This is a genomic window from Oryzobacter telluris, assembly GCF_043099285.1.
Lineage (GTDB): Bacteria > Actinomycetota > Actinomycetes > Actinomycetales > Dermatophilaceae > Oryzobacter > Oryzobacter telluris.
In genome coordinates, this window is the sequence record NZ_CP170723.1 from 1,584,696 (window position 1) to 1,608,926 (window position 24,231).

The 24,231-nt window shown below is 75.1% G+C and carries 15 protein-coding genes; 9 read left to right on the forward strand and 6 right to left on the reverse strand.

Going from position 1 to position 24,231, the window contains the following annotated elements; translation table 11 throughout:
- Nucleotides 1-30: 30 nt before the first annotated feature.
- Nucleotides 31-1,161, reverse strand: a complete 1,131-nt coding sequence (locus ACFLFB_RS07245; RefSeq protein WP_392545036.1) for an epoxide hydrolase family protein — start codon at nt 1,159-1,161, stop codon at nt 31-33.
- A 72-nt stretch (nt 1,162-1,233) separates the two neighbouring features.
- On the opposite strand from ACFLFB_RS07245, the gene ACFLFB_RS07250 reads away from it, so the two are divergent.
- The 8 genes from ACFLFB_RS07250 to ACFLFB_RS07285 all read left to right on the forward strand — a co-directional run bounded on the left by ACFLFB_RS07250 (nt 1,234) and on the right by ACFLFB_RS07285 (nt 16,750).
- Nucleotides 1,234-2,247, forward strand: a complete 1,014-nt coding sequence (locus ACFLFB_RS07250; protein ID WP_392545037.1) for a helix-turn-helix transcriptional regulator — start codon at nt 1,234-1,236, stop codon at nt 2,245-2,247.
- Between the two features lie 165 nt (nt 2,248-2,412).
- Nucleotides 2,413-4,563, forward strand: coding sequence for a glycogen debranching protein GlgX (gene glgX, locus ACFLFB_RS07255; RefSeq protein ID WP_392545038.1), 2,151 nt, complete (start codon nt 2,413-2,415; stop codon nt 4,561-4,563).
- A 2-nt stretch (nt 4,564-4,565) separates the two neighbouring features.
- The gene (gene treY, locus ACFLFB_RS07260) at nt 4,566-7,025 is read left to right on the forward strand and encodes a malto-oligosyltrehalose synthase (RefSeq protein ID WP_392545394.1); all 2,460 of its coding nucleotides are present in this window, start codon (nt 4,566-4,568) and stop codon (nt 7,023-7,025) included.
- Complete coding sequence (treZ, locus tag ACFLFB_RS07265) at nt 7,025-8,917, forward strand: malto-oligosyltrehalose trehalohydrolase (protein ID WP_392545039.1); 1,893 nt, start codon at nt 7,025-7,027, stop codon at nt 8,915-8,917. Before treY ends, treZ begins: the two co-directional genes overlap by 1 nt.
- A gap of 126 nt (nt 8,918-9,043) precedes the next feature.
- A complete protein-coding gene (locus ACFLFB_RS07270; protein WP_392545040.1) occupies nt 9,044-12,235 on the forward strand; it encodes an FtsX-like permease family protein in 3,192 nt (1,063 codons plus the stop codon).
- On the forward strand, nt 12,232-15,138 hold the full coding sequence (locus ACFLFB_RS07275; RefSeq protein ID WP_392545041.1) for a hypothetical protein: 2,907 nt from the start codon (nt 12,232-12,234) through the stop codon (nt 15,136-15,138). Before ACFLFB_RS07270 ends, ACFLFB_RS07275 begins: the two co-directional genes overlap by 4 nt.
- On the forward strand, nt 15,135-16,064 hold the full coding sequence (locus ACFLFB_RS07280; RefSeq protein ID WP_392545042.1) for an ABC transporter ATP-binding protein: 930 nt from the start codon (nt 15,135-15,137) through the stop codon (nt 16,062-16,064). The genes ACFLFB_RS07275 and ACFLFB_RS07280 overlap by 4 nt, the downstream gene beginning before the upstream one ends.
- Nucleotides 16,061-16,750 carry an ABC transporter ATP-binding protein gene (locus tag ACFLFB_RS07285; RefSeq protein WP_392545043.1) on the forward strand — a complete coding sequence of 230 codons (690 nt, stop codon included), beginning with the start codon at nt 16,061-16,063 and terminating at the stop codon, nt 16,748-16,750. Before ACFLFB_RS07280 ends, ACFLFB_RS07285 begins: the two co-directional genes overlap by 4 nt.
- Nucleotides 16,751-16,819: 69 nt before the next feature.
- On the opposite strand, the gene ACFLFB_RS07290 is transcribed toward ACFLFB_RS07285, so the two are convergent.
- Both ACFLFB_RS07290 and ACFLFB_RS07295 read right to left on the reverse strand, forming a co-directional pair.
- The gene (locus tag ACFLFB_RS07290; RefSeq protein ID WP_392545044.1) at nt 16,820-17,791 is read right to left on the reverse strand and encodes an acyl-CoA thioesterase; all 972 of its coding nucleotides are present in this window, start codon (nt 17,789-17,791) and stop codon (nt 16,820-16,822) included.
- Nucleotides 17,792-17,805: 14 nt separating this feature from the next.
- Nucleotides 17,806-19,275, reverse strand: a complete 1,470-nt coding sequence (locus ACFLFB_RS07295) for a PLP-dependent aminotransferase family protein (RefSeq protein WP_392545045.1) — start codon at nt 19,273-19,275, stop codon at nt 17,806-17,808.
- A 61-nt stretch (nt 19,276-19,336) separates the two neighbouring features.
- On the opposite strand from ACFLFB_RS07295, the gene ACFLFB_RS07300 reads away from it, so the two are divergent.
- Nucleotides 19,337-20,053 (forward strand): YitT family protein, encoded by a 717-nt coding sequence (locus tag ACFLFB_RS07300; protein ID WP_392545046.1) that lies wholly within the window; start codon nt 19,337-19,339, stop codon nt 20,051-20,053.
- On the opposite strand, the gene ACFLFB_RS07305 is transcribed toward ACFLFB_RS07300, so the two are convergent.
- The 3 genes from ACFLFB_RS07305 to ACFLFB_RS07315 form a co-directional block, all read right to left on the reverse strand.
- Nucleotides 19,992-20,474, reverse strand: a complete 483-nt coding sequence (locus ACFLFB_RS07305) for a hypothetical protein (RefSeq protein WP_392545047.1) — start codon at nt 20,472-20,474, stop codon at nt 19,992-19,994. The genes ACFLFB_RS07300 and ACFLFB_RS07305 overlap by 62 nt on opposite strands.
- A gap of 60 nt (nt 20,475-20,534) precedes the next feature.
- Complete coding sequence (locus tag ACFLFB_RS07310; protein WP_392545048.1) at nt 20,535-22,670, reverse strand: RecQ family ATP-dependent DNA helicase; 2,136 nt, start codon at nt 22,668-22,670, stop codon at nt 20,535-20,537.
- A gap of 191 nt (nt 22,671-22,861) precedes the next feature.
- Entirely contained in the window at nt 22,862-24,226 is a 1,365-nt protein-coding gene (locus ACFLFB_RS07315; RefSeq protein ID WP_392545049.1) for a serine hydrolase domain-containing protein, read from the reverse strand.
- Nucleotides 24,227-24,231: the final 5 nt, after the last annotated feature.

A 24,231-nucleotide genomic window follows, 5' to 3' on the forward strand; every position in this document is an offset into this window, starting at 1 on the left:
GTGGGCCCCGGACATCGGTCCGCTCGCGGGTCAGCCCGCGAAGAATGTCACGAGGTCGGCCGCCACCAGCTCGGGCACCTCGAGGACGGCGAAGTGGCCACCGCGCTCGTGCCGGGTCCACTGGGTGATGGAGTCGTTGTCCCGCTCGGCGAAGACCCGGATGGTCTGGAAGTCGTCGGCGAAGACGCTGACCCCGGTGCGGGCGTGGTTGACCCGCGGCTCGGCCTGCGCCCGAGCGTTGTCGAGGTAGCTGCGCGCCATCCCGGCGGAGGCGTTGGCGAACCAGGTCACGCTGACCTCGAGAAGGATCGTCTCGAGCGGCACGAGCGAGGTCCCGTTGCCGAAGCTCTCGAACAGCTCGGAGTACGCGAGCAGGCCGACGGGCGAGTCGCTGAGGCCGGCGGCGACGGTCTGCGGCCGGGAGGCGTTCATGGCGTTGTAGCCGCCGACCGACTGGAACCACTGCATGTGCTCGAGCCCGGCGTGGTCCTGCGGCTCGAGCCGGGCGAACTCCTCCGGGTCGCCGGACGGGAACGAGAAGAGCTGCAGGACGTGGAGACCGAGGAAGCCGGCGGGCTCCATCAGGCCGAGCTCGCGCGCGACCATGGCGCCGTTGTCGGAGCCGTGCACGCCGTAGGACCCGTAGCCCAGGCCCCGCATCAGGGTGTCGTAGGCGCGGGCCACCCGGGCGGTCGTCCACCCGGTGTCGGTGACCGGGTTCGACCAGCCGAAGCCGGGGGCGTCCGGGACGACGACGTCGAAGGCGTCCTCCGCCCGCCCGCCGTGGGCCACGGGGTCGACGAGCCGGTCGATGACGTCGAGGAAGTCCACGCTCGACCCGGGGTAGGTGTGCGCGAGGAGCAGCGGGGTGGCGCCGGCGTGGGGGGAGCGGACGTGGACGAAGTGCAGGGTTTGCCCGTCGACCTCGGTGAGGAAGTGGGGGACCGCGTTGATCCTGCGCTCGACGGCGCGCCAGTCGAGCGCACGCCAGGCGGCGACCGCCTCGCGCAGGTACGAGACCGGCGTGCCGTGGGTCCAGTCGTCGCCGGGGGCCGGCCGGGGGAAGCGGGTGCGGTCGAGGCGGGCGTGGAGGTCCGCGAGGTCGGCGTCGGGGACGGCGACGGTGAACGGCGTGACGGTGAGCTGCGCTGTGGTGTCCATGACGGCAACGCTAGGAACCCAACAGGAACGGATGCTTCCGGTTCATCCGCGGATCGTGGAAGAGTTCTCGGCATGGCGGAAGCGGCGCAGCGGCTCCTCGAGCTCCTCACCCTGCTGGGGACGCGGCCCTCGTGGTCGGCGCCCGAGCTGGCAGCGCGGCTGGGCGTGACGACGCGGACCGTCCGTGCCGACGTCGCCCGGCTGCGCGAGCTCGACTACCCGATCCGGGGGCTGCGCGGCGGGCACGGCGGCTACCGCCTGGGCGCCGGCGGGCGGCTCCCGCCGCTCCTCCTCGACGACGACGAGGCAGTCGCGGTCGCGGTGGGGTTGCGGGCGGGGACCGGCATCGCCGGCCTGGCCGAGAGCAGCACCCGTGCCCTCACCAAGCTCGAGCAGGTGCTCCCCGCACGGCTGCGCAGCAGCGTCGACGCGCTCGGCTCGACCATCGAGCGCGCCCCCGAGAACATCGACACCGACGCGCCCGACCCCGAGGTCCCGGCCGCCCGGCTGAGGACGATCGCCGCCGCCATCGCCGACGGCGAGCTGCTGCGCTTCGCCTATGGCCTGTCGTCGCCCGTGGAGGGCCCGGACCTGCCGGTGCTCGTCGAGCCGTGCCGCCTCTTCCACTGGCAGCGCCGCTGGTACCTCGTGGGCCGCGACGTCGAGCACGACGCCTGGGACGCCTACCGCGTCGACCTCGTCGACCTGCGGATGCGCACCGGGCGCCGGGTCGCGGTGCCGTCGGAGGTGCCGGGCGGCGACGTCGTGGCCTTCCTCATGCGCACCGTCGCCATCACCGGGTGGACCGTGCGCGCCCGCCTGAGGGTGGAGGCCCCGGCCGCCGACGTCCTCGCCCGAATCCACCACGCCGTGGGCGTCGTCGAGCCGCGGGGGCCCGACGCGTGCGTGCTCTTCACCGGCGCCGACAGCCTCGACACGGTCGCGGCCTACATCGGGATGCTGCGGATCGACTTCACCGTGGAGTCGCCCCCCGAGCTCGTCCCCTTGCTCTCGGCGATCGCGGACCGCTACCAGCGCGCGGTGGCCGGCTCCGGGGCCGGCGCGGCGCCGTCGGGTCCTCCCTGAGGCCGGGGAGCGCTGTCGAACCCCGGGACCATCCCTGAGAGGGCGTTTTCTCCGGATCGGGCGCCGACGGTAGGTTGACGAGCACTGCAGCGGGCCGGTGTCGGCCCGTGCGCGGGCCCAGCACCGGCGCTGGTCTGCGAATGGACCACGGACGGAAGGCAACCAGTGGAGATCTGGCCCGGAACGGCGTACCCCCTGGGCGCCACCTATGACGGCAGCGGCGTGAACTTCGCCCTGTTCAGCGAGGTCGCCGAGCGCGTCGAGCTGTGCCTCGTCGACGACGACGGCGGCGAGACCAAGGTCGACCTCCCCGAGGTCGACGGCTTCGTCTGGCACGCCTACATCCCCGGGCTCCAGCCCGGCCAGCGCTACGGCTTCCGGGTCCACGGCCCGTACGACCCCGAGCACGGCCACCGCTGCGACCCGAGCAAGCTGCTGCTCGACCCGTACGCCAAGGCGATCGAGGGCCAGGTCACCAACGACCAGGCCCTGTTCTCCTACGACTTCAAGAACCCCAAGAAGCGCAACACCGACGACAGCCTGGGCAAGACGATGCTCAGCGTCGTCATCAACCCGTACTTCGACTGGGGCCACGACCGCCCGCCGCGCCACGAGTACCACGACACCGTCATCTACGAGGCGCACGTCAAGGGCCTGACGATGACCCACCCCGAGGTGCCCGAGGAGATCCGCGGCACCTACGCGGGCATCGCCCACCCGGCGATCATCGACCACCTCACCAGCCTCGGCATCACGGCCATCGAGCTGATGCCGGTCCACCAGTTCGTCGACGACACCTCGCTGCAGGACCGCGGCCTGACGAACTACTGGGGCTACAACACCATCGGCTTCCTCGCCCCGCACAACGGCTTCTCCCGCGGCCGCCGCGGTGAGCAGGTCACCGAGTTCAAGGCGATGGTCAAGGCGCTGCACGAGGCGCACATCGAGGTCATCCTCGACGTCGTCTACAACCACACGGCCGAGGGCAACGAGTTCGGCCCCACGCTGTGCTTCAAGGGGATCGACAACGCGGCGTACTACCGCCTCGTCGACGAGGACAAGGCGCACTACTACGACACGACGGGCACGGGCAACAGCCTCCTCATGCGCCACCCGCACGTGCTCCAGCTGATCATGGACTCGCTGCGCTACTGGGTCACCGAGATGCACGTCGACGGCTTCCGCTTCGACCTCGCCGCCACCCTGGCCCGCCAGTTCCACGAGGTCGACAAGCTGTCGGCGTTCTTCGACCTCATCCAGCAGGACCCGGTCATCAGCCAGGTCAAGCTCATCGCCGAGCCGTGGGACGTCGGTGACGGCGGCTACCAGGTCGGCAACTTCCCGCCCCTGTGGACCGAGTGGAACGGCAAGTACCGCGACACCGTCCGTGACTTCTGGCGCGGCGAGCCGCGCACGCTGGCCGAGTTCGCCTCGCGGATCACCGGGTCGAGCGACCTCTACGAGCACAGCGGCCGCAAGCCGATCGCGAGCATCAACTTCGTCACCGCCCACGACGGCTTCACGCTGCGCGACCTCGTGTCGTACAACGACAAGCACAACGAGGCCAACGGCGAGGACGGGCGCGACGGCGAGAGCCACAACCGCTCCTGGAACTGCGGCGTCGAGGGTCCGACCGACGACCCCGAGGTGCGGGCCCTGCGCCTGCGCCAGCAGCGCAACTACCTCACCACGCTCCTGCTCAGCCAGGGCGTGCCGATGATCGCGCACGGCGACGAGCTCGGCCGCACCCAGCAGGGCAACAACAACGTCTACTGCCAGGACAACGAGCTGTCGTGGGTCGACTGGGACCTCGACGACGACGAGAAGCAGCTGCTCGCGTTCACCTCGGCCCTCACCTCGCTGCGCCGCACCCACGCCGTGTTCCGTCGCCGCCGCTTCTTCGCCGGCAGCGCCGACCACGGCGGCCAGTCCGACATGGGCGACATCGCCTGGCTCCAGCCCTCCGGCGAGCCGATGGGCGAGGACGCCTGGTCCGACGGCGACGCCAAGCGGGTCATGGTCTTCCTCAACGGCGGGGCCATCCCCACCCCCGACTCGCGCGGCCGCCGCGTCGAGGACGACGACTTCCTCGTGCTGTTCAACGCCGACCACGAGGACCACACCTTCCGCCTGCCGGGCCGGGAGTTCGGCGAGAAGTGGGTCGCCGAGATCGACACCGCCGTCGAGGTCGTCGACCCGGGCTGGCACGCCTCGGGCGACGAGATCCTCGTCCGGGCCCGCTCCGTCGTCGTCCTGCGCGACCAGCGCGAGGTGCCCACGGTGCCGGCGGGAGCCTCCACGACGACCCGGGCGTGACGATGGCGACCGTCCACCGTCCCGACCCCGGTCGCGTCGTCCCGACGTCGACGTACCGGCTCCAGGTCCACGCCGGCTTCGGCTTCGACGCGGCGGCCGAGCACGTCGGCTACCTCGCGGACCTCGGTGTCTCGCACGTGTACCTCTCGCCGATCCTCCAGGCTGCTCCCGGCTCGGCCCACGGCTACGACGTCCTCGACCACACGCGGATCAGCGAGGAGGCGGGTGGCCGCGAGGCCTTCGACCGCCTCGTCGGGGCGTGCCGCGAGCACGGCCTCGGCATCGTCGTCGACGTCGTGCCCAACCACATGACCGTGCCCGAACCGGCCCACCTCAACGCCCCGTTCTGGTCGTTGCTGCGCGACGGCCGGCGCAGCCCGTACGCGGGCTGGTTCGACGTCGACTGGGTGGCCGAGGACGACCGCATCCTCATGCCGGTGCTCGGCGGAACCCTCGAGCAGGCGGTCGAGGACGGCGAGCTGTTCCTCGCCTCCGACGGTGGCCCCACCGGGTCCGACCACGTGCTGCGCTACTACTCCCACGAGTTCCCCGTCGCCCCCGGGACCGAGGAGCTGCCCGTCGCCGAGCTCGTCGAGGCCCAGGCGTACCGGCTCTCCAGCTGGCGCGAGGCGGGCGACGCCCTCAACTACCGCCGATTCTTCGACGTCACCTCGCTCGTCGCGGTGCGGGTCGAGGACCCCGTCGTCTTCATGGCGACGCACGCCCTCCTCCTCGCGCTGCACGGTCACGGCGCCGTCGACGGCTTCCGGATCGACCACCCCGACGGCCTCGCCGACCCGGGTGGCTACCTCGAGCGGCTCGCCGACGCCACCGGCGACGCGTGGGTCGTGGCCGAGAAGATCCTCGAGGGCGAGGAGCGGCTGCCCGACTCCTGGCGCTGCGCCGGGACCACCGGTTACGACGCGCTGCTGCGCGTGCAGCAGGTGCTGACGCCGACCGCCGGGCTGCCCGAGCTCGACCGGCTCTGGGCGGAGGTCGCCCCGGACCGGGTCTCGCTCACGGACGTCGTCACCGAGTCCAAGCGGCTCGTCGTCGACGACGTGCAGGCGGCCGAGGTCGACCGCCTCATGCGGCTCGTGCGCCGCGTCCTCGGCGATGTCGACCACGCGGCGCTGCGTCGCGCGCTCGAGGCCCTGCTCGTGTCCATGGACCGCTACCGCGCGTACCTCGTGCCCGGCCGCGGCGTCGACCCGGAGCAGGCCGGGGTCGTCGAGGGAGCGGCCGAGCGGGCCCAGGCCCTGCTCGCGCCCAGCGACCACGACGCCCTCGCCACCGTGGTGGCCCTCGTCCTCGACCGCGACGTCGCCGACGCGCGCCTCGACACCCGGCACGTGGCCGACGAGTTCCGGGTCCGGTTCCAGCAGACGTGCGGCCCGGTCATGGCCAAGGGCATCGAGGACACCGCGTACTACCGGTGGTTCCGTCTCGCCGGGGCCAACGAGGTCGGGGGACACCCCGACCACGCGTCCATCGGGGTCGACGAGTTCCACGCCTGGTGTGCCGAGCAGGTGGCCACCTGGCCCACGGCGATGACGACCCTCACCACCCACGACACCAAGCGCTCCGAGGACGTCCGCACCCGGCTGATGTCGCTGGCCGAGGACGGCGCGGGCTGGTCGGCCTGGCTCGGCACGGCCCGCGAGCTCGCCGCCGCGCACCGCACCGACCTCGTCGACGGGCCCACCGAGTACCTGCTCTGGCAGACCCTCGTCGGCACCTGGCCTATGACGGGCGCGCGCCTCGAGGAGTACCTCCTCAAGGCCGTGCGCGAGGCCAAGGTCCGCACCGCCTGGGTCGACGGGGACACCGACTACGAGGACGCCGTCGTCGCCTACGCGCGAAACCTGGTGCACGACAGCGCGATCCAGAAGCACCTCGACGCGTGGATGGTCGAGCACGAACCGTCGGTCCGCGCGGCGGTGCTGGCCCAGAAGCTCGTCCAGCTGACGATGCCGGGCGTGCCCGACGTCTACCAGGGCTGCGAGCTCGTCGCGCTCTCGCTCGTCGACCCCGACAACCGGCGCCCCGTCGACTGGACCGAGCGCGGCGAGCGGCTCGAGCGCGTCCTCGCGGACGAGCCGGCCTTCGACCTCGACGACGAGAAGCTGCGGGTGACGACGCGGGCGCTGCGGGTGCGCCGCGACCACCCGGAGGCCTTCATCGGCGACACCACGACCTACGCCGGCATCGCGACGACGACCGACCACGCACTGGCCTTCGTGCGGGGCGACGCCCACGGGCCGCGCGCGGTCACCCTCGTCACCCGCGCCGCCGGCATCCTCGCCGACGCCGGCGGGTTCGGCGACGCGACGGTCGCGCTGCCGGGCGGCACGTGGCACGACGTCCTCTCCGACCGTGAGGTCGTCTCCGACGGGACGGGGGTCGCGCTGGCCGACCTCCTCGCCGACCGCCCCGTCGCCCTCCTCGTGGCGGAGCGCTGATGCGCGAGTTCCACGCGATCTGCCGGCCGGGAGCGGGGCAGTCGCCCATCGAGGTCTGGGCGCCGCTGGCCGAGCGCGTCGACGTCGAGTGGGCCGTCGCCGGCGCGGGTCCGTCCGACCCGTCGACCGCGTCCCGGGGCGCGCAGCGGGAGGCGATGACGGCCGCCGGCGACGGGTGGTGGCGCTGGGAGCCGCCGGCCGACCTCCTCGCCGACGGCGGGGCGCTCGACTACGCGTTCGTCCTCGACGGCGCCGAGCCGGCCCTGCCCGACCCGCGCAGCGCCTGGCAGCCGCACGGGGTCCACGGTCCGAGCCGCACGGTCGACACCACCCGCTTCGCGTGGACCGACGAGGGGTGGGCCGGCCCACGCGACGGCCACGGCGTCCTCGGGTCGGTCGTCTACGAGCTGCACGTGGGGACCTTCACCCCGGACGGCACCCTCGACTCCGCCGTCGAGCGCCTCGACCACCTCGTGGCCCTCGGCGTCGACGTCGTCGAGCTGATGCCGCTCGCCGCGTTCCCCGGCCGGTGGGGGTGGGGCTACGACGGCGTCGACCTCTACGCCGTCCACGACGGCTACGGCGGGCCCGACGCCCTCCACCGCTTCGTCGACGCCTGCCACGCCCGCGGCCTGGGCGTCGCCCTCGACGTCGTGCACAACCACCTCGGCGCCAGCGGCAACTACCTGAGCCGGTTCGGCCCGTACTTCACCGAGGGCCACCACACGCCGTGGGGCGTCGCGGTGAACCTCGACGACGCCGGGGCCGAGCACGTGCGCGGCTTCCTCGTCGACAGCGTGCTGCGCTGGTTCCGCGACTTCCACGTCGACGCCCTGCGGCTCGACGCGGTCCACGAGCTCAAGGACTCCTCCGACCGGCACTACCTCGCCGAGCTCTCCGACGCCGTCGCCGTCCTCGCCGCCGAGCTCGGCCGCCCTCTCGACCTGGTGGCCGAGAGCGACCTCAACGACACGATGATGGTCGCGCCCACCTCCGAGGGCGGCCGCGGGATGACGGCCCAGTGGGACGACGACGTGCACCACGCCCTCCACGTCGCGCTCACCGGCGAGGTGCAGGGGTACTACGCCGACTTCGGCGGGGGCCCGGAGCGCGACGAGGTCGGCCCCCTCGCGGTGCTCGCCAAGGCCCTGGGCCACGGCTTCCTCCACGACGGCGGCCACAGCAGCTTCCGCAACCGGGCGTGGGGCGTCCCCGTCGACCGCGAGGCGCTCGACGCCCGCCGGCTGCTGGGCTACCTCCAGACCCACGACCAGGTGGGCAACCGCGCGACCGGCGACCGCATCTCGGCCGTCGCCCCGCCCGGGCGCCAGGCCGCCGGTGCCGCGCTGTACCTCCTCGCCCCGACCACGCCGATGGTGTTCATGGGGGAGGAGTGGGCGGCCTCCACGCCGTGGCAGTTCTTCACCAGCTTCGAGGAGGACTGGCTGGCCGCCGCCGTACGCGACGGCCGCCGGGCCGAGTTCGGCTCGCACGGCTGGGTCGGCGACGAGGTCCCCGACCCCCAGGACCCCGAGACGCGGCACCGCTCGGTGCTGCGCTGGGACGAGGTCGAGGCCGAGCCGCACGCGCGCGTCCTGCGCTGGTACACGGCGTGCACGGCCCTGCGCCGCGTCCTGCTCGGCGACGGGCCCACCCGACTCGCCGACGTGCAGGTGCGGGCCGACGACACCGCGGGCTGGGTCGTCCTCGAGCACCGTCCCGCGGGCCGGTCGCCCTACGCCGTCGTCGCCAACCTCTCCACGGCGGAGGGCGAGGTGCCGGTCGAGGGTGCCGGAGCCGTCCTCCTCGCGTGGGACCTCGAGCGGACCTCGGTCGGCGGGAGCGGTGTCCGCCTCCCCGCGGATGCCGTGGCGGTCGTCGCCCTCTCCTGAGCCCGGACCAGGCTCGCCCGGCCTCCGGGTCACGATCCGGCGACGACCCGACCCGTGCCCCCACCGGCCGCGTGGCCACGATTAGGGTGGCCCGGTCCGGTCGGCGACAGGGGAGGGACGGGTGGTGTGAGGACGCTCCTGCTGCGTCGCGTGGGAGCGCATCCCGCCGCCCTCGTCGCGGTGGCGACCTCGGTCCTCACCTCGATGCTCGTCGTCGCGACCCTGCAGCTGTTGTCCGTGGGAATCGCCGACGCGGGGGTCCGCGCCGAGCTCGGCGTGCCGGCCTCGCAGCGCGGCGTCACGCTCACCGCGGGCCTGCGTCCCGGCGAGCTGGCCGAGGCCGACCGGCGCGTCCGCGCGGCCGTCGACGCCGGCGGCGATGCCACCCTGACCCGCACGGCGGCGGCCACCACACGCGGCCTCGTCGGCGGCGCGCCCACCGACCGGGTCCTCCTCGCCGACCTCGACGGGCTGACCGGGCGGGCCCGGCTCGTCAGCGGCGACTGGCCCGCTGCGCCCCCGGCCGGGACGGCACCGGGCGGCGACCCCGTGCAGGCGGTCGTCCCCGAGAACGTCGCCACCGCCCTGTCGCTGGCCGTCGGCGACCGGCTCGGCCTCACCGACCTCATCACCCGGGACGCGCCGCCGCTCGCGGTCGTCGTCAGCGGGGTCTACGCGCCGGTCGGGGTGGACGACGGGCTCTGGGCCGACGACCCGCTCGGGCTGCGGGGGGTGGTCCGCACCGACTTCACGACCTACGGCCCGGTCGTCCTGGCGGCGGGGGCCTTCGACGGTCCGCTCGTCGGCGCCTCCACGGTCACCTGGCGCTGGACCCCGGACGTCCGGGCGATGGACGGCACCCGGCTCACCGGCCTGGCCACCCGCCTCGACGACGTCGTCGACCGGCTCGAGCGGGTCGCCGGCGTGGGCACGACGGCCTCCTCGGACGCCGGCGCCGAGCAACCCCTGCGCGACGCGCGGGTCACCACCTCGCTGCCCGCGGTGGTGCGCCAGGCGACGGTGTCGGAGGCGCGGGTGCGGGCCGCGCTGCTCGCGCCCACCGTCCTCCTCGTCGTGCTCGGCACGTCGAGCCTCGTCGTCGCGGCAGCCCTGCTCGCGGCCCTGCGCGACGTCGAGACCCGGCTGCTGCGCACGCGCGGTGCCTCCACCGGCCGCCTGGCGACGCTGGCGCTCGCCGACGCGCTCGCGGTCGTGGCCGTCGGCACGGTCGGGTCGCTCCTCGTCGCCCCGGTGCTCGCCCGCGCGGTCGCCCGCGGGGCGGGTCTGGGCGCCGACGACCTCGCGACCGGCTCGTCGGTCGGGGCGCTCCCGTGGGTGTCGGTCGTCGTCATGGGGCTGCTCGCGACCGTGGTCGTCGTGACGACGACCCTGCGCGTCGGTCGGGCGCGCGGTGGGGCTCGAGGCGGCTCGCGCGGGGCGGCCAAGGTCCTGCGGGCCCTCGGCTCGTCGGGCCTCGACGTCGCGCTCGTCGGCCTCAGCGTCCTCGGGGTGGTGCAGCTGCGCCGCTACGACACGGCCGGCTCCGTGGTCGCCGACCCCCTGACCATCGCGGCCCCCGCGCTGGTCGTGGCCGGCTCGGCGGTGCTGTGCCTGCGGCTCCTCCCGCTGCTCTCCAGCCAGGTGGCCCGGGTGACGAGCGCGCGCCCGAGCCTCGACGTCGCCTGGGGCGGCTGGCAGCTCTCGCGCCGCCTGGCGAGCCAGAGCGGCACAGTGCTCCTCGTCCTCCTCGCGGTCTCGATGGGGTCGCTCGCCCTGTCGCACTCCGCCACCGCCCAGCAGGCGGTCGAGGACCAGTCGAGCTTCGAGACCGGTGGCCCGGTGCGGGTGCTCACGGGTGCCGTGGGCGGGGCCCGGTTGGCCGCGCTCGGCGCCACCCTCGACGGCGTCGCCGGCGGGAGCGACCGGCTGACCCCCGTCGTGCGGGACGTCGTCGACGTCGGCCCGGTCACGGGTGTCACCGTGCTCGCGGTCGACGCGGCGGTGGTGGGCCGGGTCGCCACCCCGCGCGCCGACGGCCTCGACGGCCGCGACTGGGCCGCGCTCACCCGCGGTCTCGCCGCCCGGCGCGGCCCGGTCCCCGGTGTCGCGCTGCCGGAGGGCGCGCGCTCGCTCTCGGTCCGGCTGCGGCTCGAGGCGCCCAAGGACACCGACCCCGGCTTCGCGGTGGAGACCACCGTCCTGGTCCGTGAGGCGACCGGGCTGGTCGAGACGCTGCCGCTCGGCCCGGTGGGACCGCGCAGCGGCGACCTCGTCATCGACCTGCCGCCCGCCAGGGGAGGGCCGTCGACCGTGCTCGGGGTGGTCGCGACGACCACCGCGCAGCTCGGCCAGTCGCTGGGCCCGGTGGGGGCGTTCGACCCGGCGACCACGCCGATCGCCGGGTCGGGCCTGTTCAGCCTCGTGGTGGAGTCCGCCTCGGCCGACGGCCGGGCGCTCGCCGGGGTCGACGCGATGCGCGACCGGCCCAACCCGGATGCCCTCGTCACGGCGGTCGATGCCGCACCGACCGACGTCGTGCCCGCCGTCGTCACCCGGGCGCTGGCCGAGGCCACCGGCGCGAAGCAGGGGTCGCGGCTCGAGGTGCTCCTCGCCGGACGGCGGGTCCCACTGGAGGTGGCGGACGTCATCGAGACGGTGCCGACCGCGACGACACCGGACCGTGCCGTCCTCGTCGACCTGCCGACGGTCTCGGTCCTCGGTGAGCCGCCCGCCTCCGACCGGCGCCTGTCGTCGCGGCCCCTGGAGCCCTCGGAGTGGTGGCTGGCCCCCCGGGCCGCCGTGGACGCCGAGGCGCTCCTCGGCGAGCTGCCCGGGGGCAGCACCCTCGCGCTGCGGTCCGACGTCGTCGGCGACCGGCTGGACAACCCCGTGAACGCCGGGATGCGCGCGGCCATGCTGCTCGTCACCGCCGCGGCGCTCGTGCTGGCGGCGGTCGGGTTCGCCGCCACGACGGCCGCCCTGGGCCGGGAGCGCCGCCGCGAGAACGCCGTCCTGCTCGCCCTGGGCATGCCGCCCGGGCGCATCCGCCGCACCCTGGAGGCCGAACGGGTGGCCGTCGTCGTCCTCACCGTCGTCGTGGGGCTGGTGCTGGGGGTGCTGTCGGCGCTCGCCGTCGTCCCCGTGCTCGTCGGGGGTGACGGCCACCGCCAGGTGCCGTCGGTCCTCGTGGCGCTGCCGTGGGCGCGCCTGGTGCTGTTCGCCGCCCTCGTCGCCCTCGTCCTCGCGGTCGTCGGCGTCCTCGTCCTGCGCCGTGTCGGCACCGACGTCGCGGCCGAGCTGCGCCGGGGCGAGTCGTGACCGGCCGCCACGCCGGCCCGCCGCCGGCGCGCCGGGAGCGGACCGACGGGACCGACCGGAACGGCCGGACCGACCGCGGCCACGGCCGGCACGGTGCGGCACGGGTGCGCGGGTCGGCCGGGCTGGGGCCGCTGCAGGTCCTGCGGCACGGCTTCCCCGCCGGGAGGGGGACGGCGTTCCTCCTCGCGGCCCTCGCCCTCGTCACCACCACCTTCCTCGTCGCGCTGCCGCAGCTCGCCGGTGCTGCGCAGGACCGTGGGCTCGCCGACACCGTGGAGTCGGCCGGGCCCGGCGAACGCGACCTGGGCCTCCGCCTCACCCCGCGCGGTGTCGGCGGGGTGGCGGTCCCGGGGACGACGCTGGGCGTCCCCGCCTCCCCACCGTTCGAGACGGTGGACACGGCGGTGCGCGACGCGATGGAACCGCGCGTCTCCGCGCTGCTCGGGCCTGCGGCCGAGTCCGCGCAGAGCGACCCCTTCGTCGTCGTCCAGGGCTCGGGGACCACGCTGAAGGTCTCGCTCGTCGAGGTGGTCCTGCGGCTCGACGACGTCGTCACCGACGGCGTCCGGTGGACCGACGGGGGCCCGCCGGGCGCGCCGACCGGCCTGCGCACCATCACCACCTCGACGGGGCAGGAGCACACGGTCAGCGTCGTGCCGATGGCGCTGAGCCGGCCCACGGCGCAGGCGTGGGGGGTGGCGGTCGGCGACGTCCTCGAGCTCACGCCGTCCGACGACGCGCTGCGCTCGGTCACCCCCACCGTCGTGCAGGTCTCGGGGACCTACGAGCCGCTCGATGCCGATGCGCTGGCCTGGGAGGCCGAGCCGCGGCTGCTCGGCGTCGCCAAGATCCCGTTCGGTGACGGCGAGACCAAGGACCAGGCGGCGCTGGTCGCCCCGCTGTCGAGCTACGGCGCCCTGGCCGACGGCATCTGGCGGATCCTGCCCGGCACCGACCAGCGCTCCTCGCCGGCCCTGGACCACACGTGGCGCTACCGCGTCGACGCCGACCGGCTCCGACGCGGCGACGCCACCGCCCTGCGCGGACTCCTCGTCACGCTCGCGACCGACCAGTCGGTGTGGACCACCGTCCCCGAGCGGCCCACCCTGGTGACGGGGCTCGGGCGGCTGCTCGACCGGTACGACCGCGACGTCGCCGTCACCGACGTCATGACCTCGTTCGTCACCGGCGGCGTCACGGCTCTGGCGGTGCTCGTCCTCGGGCTCACCGCGCTCGTGGGCGCCGACCGCCGGGCCGCCGAGGTGCGACTGCTGCGCAGCCGCGGGGCGTCGAGCCCGCTCGTCCTCGCGCTGGTCGCGGCCTGGACCGCGGCGCTCGGGGTGCCCGCGGCACTCGTGGCCGGCGTGGCCATGGCGCTGGCGCTCCCGGGGACGGTGCCCACGGTGACGTGGGTCGAGGTGGCCCTCGTCGTGCTGCTGCCGCTGCTGGCCGCCGTGGGGGTCACCTGGCGGCGGCTGCGCGTCCTCGAGGAGGTCCCCGACGAGACCCGCGACCTCGGCCGTGCAGCCCGGCGGGTCGTCCTCGAGCTCGTCGTCCTCGCCCTCGCCGTGAGCGCGGTGACCACGGTCCGCAGCCGCGGCGACGTCATCGCGGCGGGGCGCACCGACTGGTTCGCCACCGTCACCCCCGTGCTCGTCGCCCTGGCCGCTGCCGTGGTCGCGATCCGGCTCCTGCCGTGGCCGGTGGGGCTGCTCGCCCGGCTCGCTGCCCGGGGCAAGGGGCTCGTCGGCTACCTCGGGCTGACCCGTGCCGCGCGCACCGGCGCGGCGGCGGCCGTGCCGATCACGGCGCTCGTCGTCGGCACGACCCTCGTCACGCTCACCGCCACGCTGTCGGCCACGGTCGACGCACAACGCGACCTCGCGGCGTACCGCGCCGTCGGGGCGGATGCGCGGGTCGACGCCGTCCGCATCGACGCCCCCGACCTCGAGGGCCTCCGCGCCCGCGAGGGGGTCGGGGCCGCCCTCCCCGCGTTCGTCGACCCGTCGTCCGGGGTGGTGGTCGACGAGCGGGAGTCGCTCGTGACCGTGCTCGCGGTCGACCCCGTCGCCTACGCCTCGATGCTGCGCGGGACCCCGGCCGCGGTCGACCTCCCGGCGCTGGGTGGCGGGGCCGACCGGCTGCCCGTGGTGCTCAGTGGCGGGCCCGGCGCCGACGCGATGGACCTCGTCGTGGCGGGCACCACCCTGCCGGCCCGACGGGTCGCCACCGTTCCGGGGCTGGTGCGTGCGCTGGCCGGTCGGGAGAGCGTCGTCGCGCTCGTGCCGCTCGATGCGCTCACCGCAGCGCTGCCGACGACCCAGCCGAACACGGTTCTCCTGCAGGCATCCTCGGCCGCCCAGGCGGCTCTATCGGTAACGGCCGCCAAGGACCGTTCGGAGCTCGGCGGCCTCGTGACCCGGGTGGTCACCGTCGACGCGCAGCGGGCGGCGGTGCGCGACCGCGCGCTGGCCCGGTTCGTCACCGCCTCCTACCTCGCCGGGACCGTCCTCGGTGGGGTCCTCACCCTGCTCGCCCTGCTGCTCCTGCTGGCCACCACGCGCCCGGCCCGCACCCAGCTCGTCATCCGGCTGCGCACCCTCGGGCTGCCCCACGGCGGCGAACGCCGCCTCGCGTGGACCGAGGTGATGCCGCTGCTCGCCGTCGGTGTCCTCGCGGGTGTCGCCGCGGGGGTGGCCGCCCCGGTCGCCGTGGCGGCCGCCCTCGACCTCGCGCCGTACACCGGTGCCGTCGCCCGCTTCCCCGTGGAGCCCCGCCCGCTGGCCGGCGCCCTCGCCGGCGCCGGCGTCCTCGTCCTCGGAGCGCTCGCGCTCCTGTCCGACGCCGTGTCCGCCCGACACGGCGACCTCGCCCAGCACCTGCGCAGAGGAGACTCCGCATGAGCACGACGACGACACGAGGCCGTGGCGCCACGGTCGATGGTGGTCCACACATCCTGTGCGACAACCTGGTTCGCATCTTCACGTCCGAGGGCGTGGAGGTCGTGGCGCTCCAGGGCCTCGACCTCACCGTCGATCGTGGCGAGCTCGTCGCCGTGGTCGGGGCGTCCGGGTCGGGGAAGTCGACGCTGCTGTCGATCCTCTCCGGGCTCGACACCCCCAGCGCCGGGCTCGTGCGGGTGGCGGGACGTGACCTGCTCCAGATGTCGACCCGCGACCGGCTGCGCTACCGCCGCCACACCGTGGGCTTCCTGTACCAGCAGGCCGGCGCGAACCTCTTCCCGTACCTCACCGCCCTGGAGAACGTCGAGCTGCCGATGTCGCTCGCGTCCCTCGGTCGCGGGGAGCGCGAGACGCGGGCCCGCGAGACGCTCGACGTCCTCGGTGTTGCCGACTGCGCGGACCGGCGACCGCACGAGATGTCCGGCGGCCAGCAGCAGCGGGTGGCGCTCGGCGTCGCGCTCGCGAACCGGCCCAAGGTGCTGCTCGCCGACGAGCCCACCGGCGAGCTCGACAGCCGCAGCGGCGACGACGTCTTCGGCGCCATCCGCAGCGCCAACACGACGTTCGGCACGACGGTGCTCGTCGTCACCCACGACCCCAAGGTCAGCGAGCACGTGGCCCGCACGGTCGGCATCCGCGACGGGCGCACCTCCTCGGAGGTCCGGCGCCGTACGGCCGTCGACGAGCACGGCAACGAGGGGCTGGTCGCCGAGGAGTTCGCGGTCCTCGACCGGGCCGGCCGCCTCCAGCTGCCCAAGGGGTTCACGACCGCCCTCGGGATGCGCGACCGGGTGCGGCTCGACCTCGAGACCGACCACATCGGCGTGTGGCCCTCGCGCGGCGCGGACGAGGAGGCGGGCGCATGAGCCGGCACCTCGAGGTCCACGACGTGCACCGCACCTTCCGCTCCGGCGCGGGGGAGGTCCACGCGCTCCAGGGTGTCTCGCTGTCAGCGCAGCCCGGCGAGCTGCTCGCGGTGCGGGGGCGGTCCGGGTCGGGGAAGACGACGCTGCTCAACGTCATCGGCGGCCTCGACCGGCCCGACTCGGGACGGGTCGTCCTCGACGACGAGGACGTCACCGCGATGGATGACGCCGGGCTCCTCGCGCTGCGGCGGGGGCACGTCTCCTACGTCTTCCAGTCCTTCGGCCTCGTGCCCATCCTCACCGCGCGCGAGAACGTCGGGGTGCCGCTGCGCCTCGTGTCGCTCGAGGCGGGGGAGCGCGAGGCGCGGGTGGCCGAGGCCCTCGAGCACGTCGGCCTCAGTGCGCACGTCAACCAGCGGCCCGGCGAGCTGTCGGGCGGACAGCAGCAGCGGGTCGCGCTGGCCCGGGCGCTGGCGTCGCGCCCGACCCTGCTCCTGGCCGACGAGCCGACCGGGCAGCTCGACTCGGAGACGGGCCGCGACATCATGATGCTCATCGCCCGGCTGGCGAAGGAGGAGTCGATGACGACCATCGTCTCCACGCACGACCCCGCGCTGCTCTCCATCGCCGACCGGGTCGTCGAGCTCGCCGACGGCCGCCTCGTCACCCCGACACCCACCCACTGATTGCGGAACACCCACCGCGAGAGGGGCTGTGGGCCCTCTGCGCGGTGGGTGGATCGCAAGGAGTCGGGGTCAGGCGTCGGGGAGGCGGACCATGCCCTCCTGGGCGACGGTGGCGACCATCGTCCCGTCGGCCGTGAACATCCGGCCGATGCCGAGCCCGCGTCCTCCCGTGGCCGACGGGGAGTGCTGGGCGTAGAGGATCCACTCGTCGGCGCGGGCGGGGCGGTGGAACCACATCGCGTGGTCCAGGCTCGCGACCCGCAGGCCCTTGGCCGTCCAGGTGCGGCCGTGGCGGCGCAGCACCGACTCGAGCAGCGAGTAGTCGGAGGCGTAGGCGAGGACGGCGTCGTGGACGAGCGGGTCGTCGGGGAGGCGGCCCGTCGCCCTCATCCAGACCCGCTGGTCGGCGACCTCGTCGGTGGCGGGTGTGACGAACAGGTTTCCCTCGACGTGGCGCTGGTCGATGGCGCGGCCCTCGGCCATGTGGCGGGCCGCCGGGTGGTCGATGCCGGCGAAGACCTCGGCGAGCGAGGGCACGGTGGTGGGGTCGGGCGCGCCGGGCGACGGGTCCTGGTGGTCGAGGCCGCCGTCGGGCTCCTGGAACGAGCAGCTCATCGACAGGATCGGCTTGCCGTGCTGCACGGCGTGGACCCGGCGGGTGGAGAAGGAGCGGCCGTCGCGCATCCGCTCGACGCTGAAGGTGATCGGCTGGGTGTCGTCGCCCGGGCGCATGAAGTAGGCGTGCAGCGAGTGCAGGCGGCGGTGCTCCTGGCCCTCGACCGCGCGCACCGTCCGGCCGCTCGCGATGACGCCCTGGGCGAGCACCTGTCCGCCGAACACCCGTCCGTGGGGCTGCTTCTGGCTCTGGCCGCGGAACAGGGTGATGTCCTCGGCGAAGGTCTCGGGCAGCGGGACCGGGGCGTCGCCCGCGAGCTCGCCGGCGGTCGACAGCGGCTGGACGCTGACCCGCGCCGAGCCGAGCTCCTCGAGGTCGAGCGTGGCGAGGAGGTCCAGGAGGGGGGCGGGCTGCTCGGTCGTCACCCGGCCAAGCCTAGTCAGGCGACGAGCGGGCGCGACGGCCGTCCCTGCGGGCGCCGGCGCGAGGTCGCGGGGCGCGCCGCCCCGTCGGCCACGACGGCGACGGCGCGGGCCAGCCGCTCGGCCGCGGTCGTCATCGTCGCGGGGTCCAGGACGTAGGGCAGCCGGATCCAGCGGTCGAGCCCGCCCGCGACGGAGAACCGGGGACCGGCGGCGAGGAGGAGGCCCTCGTCCTCGGCAGCGACCGCGACGGCGGTGGCGTCGACACCGTCGGGGAGCTCGCACCACAGCGAGAGCCCGCCGGCGGGGACGGCGAAGCCGAGGTCGGGCAGGACCCGGCGCAGGGTCGTGACGAGGGCGTCGCGCGAGGCCCGGAGGTCCTGGCGGCGCTCCTCGGTGAGGCCGGGGCTGGTCCGCATCAGCTCGAGGAGGACGAGCTGCTCCAGCACCGGCGCGCCGAGGTCGGTGGTCACCCGGGCCTCGACCAGGCCGGGGAGGGCGGTGCGGGGGGCCCGGACCCAGCCGGTGCGCAGGCCGCCCCAGTGCGACTTCGACGAGCTGCCGACGCTGATGGTCCGTGGGTCGTGGGCGGCGAACGGGCGGGGGAGCGGGCCGTCGTGGTCGAGGCAGACCTCGGCGATCGTCTCGTCGACGACGGGAACCGTCCCGGCAGCGCGCAGGGCCCGGGCGAGGACGGCTCGGTCGTCCTCGGCGAGCAGGGCGCCCGTGGGGTTGTGGAAGTCGGGGATGAGGACGGCGGCGGCCGCGCCGGCGGCGCGCACGGTGCGCGCGGCCTCGGGGACGTCCCAGCCGTCGGGGTCCATCGCCAGCGGCACGAGCCGGGCGCCGCCGCGGCGCAGCGAGTCGACGGTGTTGGGGTAGGTGGGGTTCTCGACGACCACCCGGTCGCCGCGGCCGAGGAGGGCGCGCAGGACCACGCCGAGCCCCGCGACCGCGCCGGACGTGACGATCACCTCGTCGGGCTCGGTGGGCACGCCGCGGGCGGCGTAGCGGTCGGCGATGACCTCGCGCAGCTCGGGGACGCCGAGGGTGAGGTAGCCCGCGCCGCAGAGGAACTCGGGCAGCCGGGTGACCGCGCGCTCGTAGGCCTCGATGACGCCGGCGGGTGCCCGGGAGGCCGCGCAGGTGAGGTCGATGACGCCCTCGGCGGGGTCCGCGGGGAAGAGCGAGCCGGTGCCCCGTCGCCGGCTCGCGGCGGGGAGCGTGGCCACCGAGCCCGACCCGCGGCGGGAGGCGAGGTAGCCGGCCTCCCGGAGCACCTCGTAGGCGCGGGTCACCGTGGTCCGGCTGACGTCGAGGGCACCGGTCAGCTCGCGCTCGCTCGGCAGGCGGGTGCCGACGGCGATCCGGCCGTCGGCGACCGCGTGGCGGAGGGCGTCGGCGAGGGCCTGGTAGGCGGGCCTCCCGGGCACGAGCGTGCCGACGAGGCGGGCGGTGCGGGCCGCGGAGACGGTGGGGGTGGCCATGTGGCCACTCTCGCAGGATTGGCCATGGATGTGAAGGCCACTTTCGCGGCACGATGAGGGCATGACCCCGATCCAGGTGCTCCGCCGTGGCGTGTCCCGCCGCGTCGAGCTCGTGCCGATGAACCCGATCGAGCAGCTGCGGGCCGGCCGGCTCGGCCGCCGCATCACCCAGCTCCTCGTCGGGCTCGGGCTGTTCGGCGTGACGATGGCGCTGATGCTGCGGGCCGGCCTGGGACTCGAGCCGTGGGGCGTGTTCACCTACGGCCTGACCCAGCACATCCCGCTCTCCTACGGGCAGATGGTCGTGGCGTCCTCGTTCGTCATCCTCCTGCTGTGGATCCCGCTGAAGCAGTGGCCGGGTCTGGGGACGGTCGCCAACGCGGTGGTCATCGGCATCGCCACGGACCTCACGCTCGGCGTCGTGCCGGAGATCGAGGGGCTGGGCTGGCGGGTGCTCGTCATGCTCGTGGCCATCGTCGGCAACGGCATCGCCGGGGCGATGTACATCGGCAGCCAGCTCGGCCCGGGCCCGCGCGACGGGCTGATGACGGGGCTGCACCGACGGACCGGACGCTCGATCCGGCTCGTGCGGACCTCGATCGAGGTGACCGTCGTGGTCCTCGGCTGGCTGCTCGGCGGCATCGTCGGGGTCGGCACGGTGCTCTACGCCGTGCTCATCGGGCCGGTCGTCCAGTTCTTCCTGCCGATGCTGACGGTCAGGATCGAGCGCCCCGCTCCGCGGCCCACGCCGAGTACGAGCGGGTCAGCGCGTCCGTGAAGGCGTCGGGGTCGCGGCTGCGCACCTCGATCGACCAGTTCCCGACCATGGGGACGCTCAGCTGGCGCCGGCGCTCGGCCGGCGGCCAGGTCGCGGGGTCGGCCACGCGCGCGTCGAGCATCGCGAACGGGTAGCCGACGGTGTCGACGACCAGCCGGTCGCGCTCCACCGTGATGGACTGGCTGTCGGCCGTGCGGTCGTACCATTCGTGGTTCGGCAGCAGGGCGAGCGCGGGCAGGGCCGCGGCCCCGGACGCGACGAGGAGCAGGACGAACGCCGTCGTGCCGAGGTCGGTGACCGCCTCGGCCACGACGACGAGCACGGCCGCGACCGCACTGACGCCGATGAGCGCGATCGTCCAGCGCTGCCGGCGCGGGGTCCAGCGGTCGTTCTCGGTGTAGAGCACCTCCGGGTTGCCCACGCCTCCCACGCTAGGGAGGCGGGTTGCGCCCTGTCTCTGGCCCGGTCGGGCCACCGCGCGTCAGCCGTCGACGGCCAGCGCCAGCGGGAGGACGTCGGGGGCGCCGGCGAGCCGCAGCGCCCGCCCGGCCACGGTGAGCGACCAGCGCGAGGACACGAGGTCGTCGACGAGCAGCACCGGCCCGGCCACCGTGGGCAGCACGGCGGCGAGGTCGGGCCCGACGACGAAGCGCTCCCAGACGCCGGCGAGGCGGAACGCGCTGTTGCCGCCGGCCTCGCCGATGGGGCCGCCGTGGGCGAGGTCGAGGGTGCCGAGGAAGGGGAGCCGGCCGATCTCGGCGAGCCCTGCCGCGAGCGACCCGACGAGCTGGGGGTGGCTGCGCGACGGCATGGCGACGACCCCCACGGGGCGCCGCGCCCAGCCCCACTGGGCCAGGACCGGGACGCAGGCGCGCAGCAGCTCGGGAGGGACGGGGGCGTCCTCGCGGAGCAGCTCACGCAGGCGCTGGCCCCAGCCGAGGTCGGACAGCCGGGCCAGGGCCCGCCCGCCCAGCAGCGACTCGTCCGGGCCGATCTTGCCCTTGACCGGGACGCCGAGGCGGTCCATGCCGGTGGGCCACTGGACCCGCGGCTCGAGGTCGAGCCCCGCGCGGGCGAGCCGCTCGCGCGCGGCGCCGACCACGGACTCGGGGACGTCGGTGGGGTACCAGGGTCCGGCGCAGCCGTCGCACCGTCCGCACGGCACGGCGGAGGGGTCGTCGAGCGTCTCCTGGAGGAAGGCCATCCGGCAGGCGTCGGTGCGCTCGTAGTCGACCATGAGCTGCTGCTCGACCTGGCGGGCCTGCGCCACCCGCTCGTAGCGCTCGGCGTCGTAGGTCCACGGCACCCCGGTGGACACCCAGCCGCCCGAGACGCGCTGCACGGCGCCGTCGACGTCGAGGACCTTGAGCAGGAGCTCGAGCCGGGTGCGACGCACGTCGACGGCGGTCTCCAGCGCGGCCGTCGACAGCGGGCGGCCCGCCTCGGCCAGAGCGCGGAGCACGGCATCGGCCTGCTCCTCGCGCGGCATCGACACCGACGCGAAGTACTGCCAGATGTCGCGGTCCTCGGGCCCGGGCAGGAGCAGCACGTCGGCGCGCTCGGTGGCGCGCCCGGCACGACCGACCTGCTGGTAGTAGGCCACCGGCGAGCTCGGTGCCCCCAGGTGGACGACGAACCCGAGGTCGGGCTTGTCGAAGCCCATGCCCAGCGCGGACGTCGCGACGAGGGCCTTGACCTCGTTGGCCCGCAGCCGCGCCTCGAGGCGCTCGCGGTCGGCGGCGTCGGTGCGCCCGGTGTACGACACGACCTCGTGGCCGGCGTCGGCCAGCGCCGCCGCGACGTCCTCGGCTCCTGCCACGGTGAGGGTGTAGACGATGCCGCTGCCCGGCAGGTCGCCGAGGTGGGCGACCAGCCAGCCGAGCCGCTGCTCGGGCGACATCGAGCGCAGCACGCCCAGGCGCAGCGAGTCGCGGGCCAGGCCCCCGCGCACGGTGAGGACGCGGCGCCCTCCGACCTCGAGCTGCTCGACGACGTCGGTGACGACGCGGGCGTTGGCGGTGGCCGTGGTGGCGAGGACCGGGGTGTCGGCGGGCAGCCCGGCCAGCAGGTCGCGGATGCGCCGGTAGTCGGGGCGGAAGTCGTGGCCCCAGTCGCTGACGCAGTGCGCCTCGTCGACGACGAGCAGGCCGCACCGGCGCGCGAGGTCGGGGAGCTGCTCGTCGCGGAAGCGCGGGTTGTTCAGCCGCTCGGGGCTGACGAGGAGGACGTCGACGGCGTCCTCGGCCAGGGCCGTGCGCACCTCGTCCCAGTCCTGGGCGTTGGCCGAGTTCATCGTGACCGCGCGGATGCCCGCCCGGGCCGCGGCGGCCACCTGGTCGCGCATCAGGGCGAGGAGCGGGCTGATGATGACGGTCGGCCCGGCGCCCTCGGCGCGCCGCAGTGCGGTGGCGACGAAGTAGACCGCCGACTTGCCCCAGCCGGTGCGCTGGACGACGAGGACGCGGCTGCGGTCGGCGACGAGCGCGCTGACGGCCTCGAGCTGGCCGTCGCGGAATTGCGCGTCGTCGCGGCCCACGAGGCGGCGCAGCGTGGTGGTGGCGTGCTCGGCGAGGGCCGGGTCGACGGGGGTGGTGCTGACGGCGGTGGTGTTCGTCATGGTGCGCCCACCGTATGCCGACCGGCCGACATCACCCCGATCGCCGTCCACAGCCCACCGGGTGGAGGCGTGGGGCGGCCGACCGACAGGACATGGGCCGAGCCGAGGGGGTCGCCCGTGCTCAGGGCGCGGCCCGCAAGCCGTCCAGAGCCGGGCATGTCCTGTTCGTCGGCCCGCGGATCCTGGAACGGTCAGCGCCAGCCGAGGTCGTCCACCCCGCCGGGCACGTCGCCCTCGGGGTCGTACGGGGTGCGCGTGAAGCGGAAGGAAGCGAGGTCGAGGTGCGAGACCGTGCCGTCGGCCCGGCGCACCACGCGCAGCGGCTCGCCGGTGTGGTACCCGTCGAGGCCCTCCCAGAGGTCCTCGCCCACGCGCCGGAAGCGTGAGCCCCGACCGGCCCCGGGCTCGCCGAGGACGAGATGCTCGCCCACGACCTTCGCCGTGTCGACCGACGGCCCCCAGTGCCACGGCCCGGCGAGCTCGAGGAGGGCGGGGTCGCCGGCAGCCGACCACGGTGCCGGGGTCGCCGGCTCGTGCTCGGCCAGGGCGCCGAGGAGGTCGTTCATCAGCGGGCGCCCGCCCGCGGTCGCCGTCGTGTTGGTGAGCATGACGACCCCGTCACCGGCGCCCGGCTCGTCGAGCCCGACCCGCAGCCCGGCGATGAAGCCCGGCATCGAGCCGCCGTGCCCGGCCGAGCGCACGCCGTCGACGTTCCACACCTGCCAGCCGAGCCCGTGCGCGCCGGTCCACGGCTTCCCCGGCTCGTCGACGACGTGGTGCGGCTCGACCATCTCGGCCAGGGTCTCGGCGGACAGCAGCCCCGCCGTCTCGCCGCCGAGGAAGGTCGCCCAGCGGGCGAGGTCGGTCACGGTCGTCCACAGCTGGCCGGCCGGCGCCATCGCCCCGGCGTCGTGCTCGGGCTCGGGGAGCAGGACGTCGGCGAACGGGTGCACGGCCAGGCCCTGCGCCGCCGACCCGGTGGGCCGCGTCGTGGTCCGCGTCATCCCAAGCGGTTCGAGCAGCTCGTCGCGCACGACCTCGAACCAGCCCTTGCCGTGGAGCACCTCGAGGAGGCGGCCGAGCGCGCCGTACCCGACGTTCGTGTAGTGGAACCGGCGCCCCGCGCGGAACCGCTGTCCCACACCGGAACCCACGAGCTCGTCCCACGAGCCGCCGGGAGTCCGCTCCCACCACGGCCCCTGAGACTCGGCCTGCACGCCCGCGGCGTGGGTGAGCAGCTGCTCGAGGGAGACGTCGTCGAACGCCGACCCCGGAACGTGGGCGCCGAAGCGGTCGGCGAGGTCGAGGCGACCGGCGTCGCGCAGCCGCAGCACCTCGACGGCGACGAAGGTCTTGGTGATCGACCCCATCCGGTACTGGGTGTCGTCGTCGGCGGCCCGGCCGTCGGCGCGCCCGTCGACGGTGCCGACGGCGCCCGTCCAGACGAGGGACCCGCCCCTGACCAGGCCCGCGGCGACCGAGGGCATGCGGCCCTCGCGCTGCGCGGTGGTGAGGACGTGGTCGAGGCGGCGGGTCGTCGAGGGTTGCAGCGGCACCCGAC

Coding starts and splice junctions, on each gene's coding strand:
- ACFLFB_RS07295 (WP_392545045.1), bottom strand. CDS start 19,275: ATGGCCACCCCCACCGTCTCCGCGGCCCGCACCGCCCGCCTCGTCGGC.
- ACFLFB_RS07310 (WP_392545048.1), bottom strand. CDS start 22,670: ATGACGAACACCACCGCCGTCAGCACCACCCCCGTCGACCCGGCCCTC.
- treY (WP_392545394.1), top strand. CDS start 4,566: ATGGCGACCGTCCACCGTCCCGACCCCGGTCGCGTCGTCCCGACGTCG.
- treZ (WP_392545039.1), top strand. CDS start 7,025: ATGCGCGAGTTCCACGCGATCTGCCGGCCGGGAGCGGGGCAGTCGCCC.
- ACFLFB_RS07245 (WP_392545036.1), bottom strand. CDS start 1,161: ATGGACACCACAGCGCAGCTCACCGTCACGCCGTTCACCGTCGCCGTC.
- ACFLFB_RS07280 (WP_392545042.1), top strand. CDS start 15,135: ATGAGCACGACGACGACACGAGGCCGTGGCGCCACGGTCGATGGTGGT.
- ACFLFB_RS07285 (WP_392545043.1), top strand. CDS start 16,061: ATGAGCCGGCACCTCGAGGTCCACGACGTGCACCGCACCTTCCGCTCC.
- ACFLFB_RS07300 (WP_392545046.1), top strand. CDS start 19,337: ATGACCCCGATCCAGGTGCTCCGCCGTGGCGTGTCCCGCCGCGTCGAG.
- ACFLFB_RS07250 (WP_392545037.1), top strand. CDS start 1,234: ATGGCGGAAGCGGCGCAGCGGCTCCTCGAGCTCCTCACCCTGCTGGGG.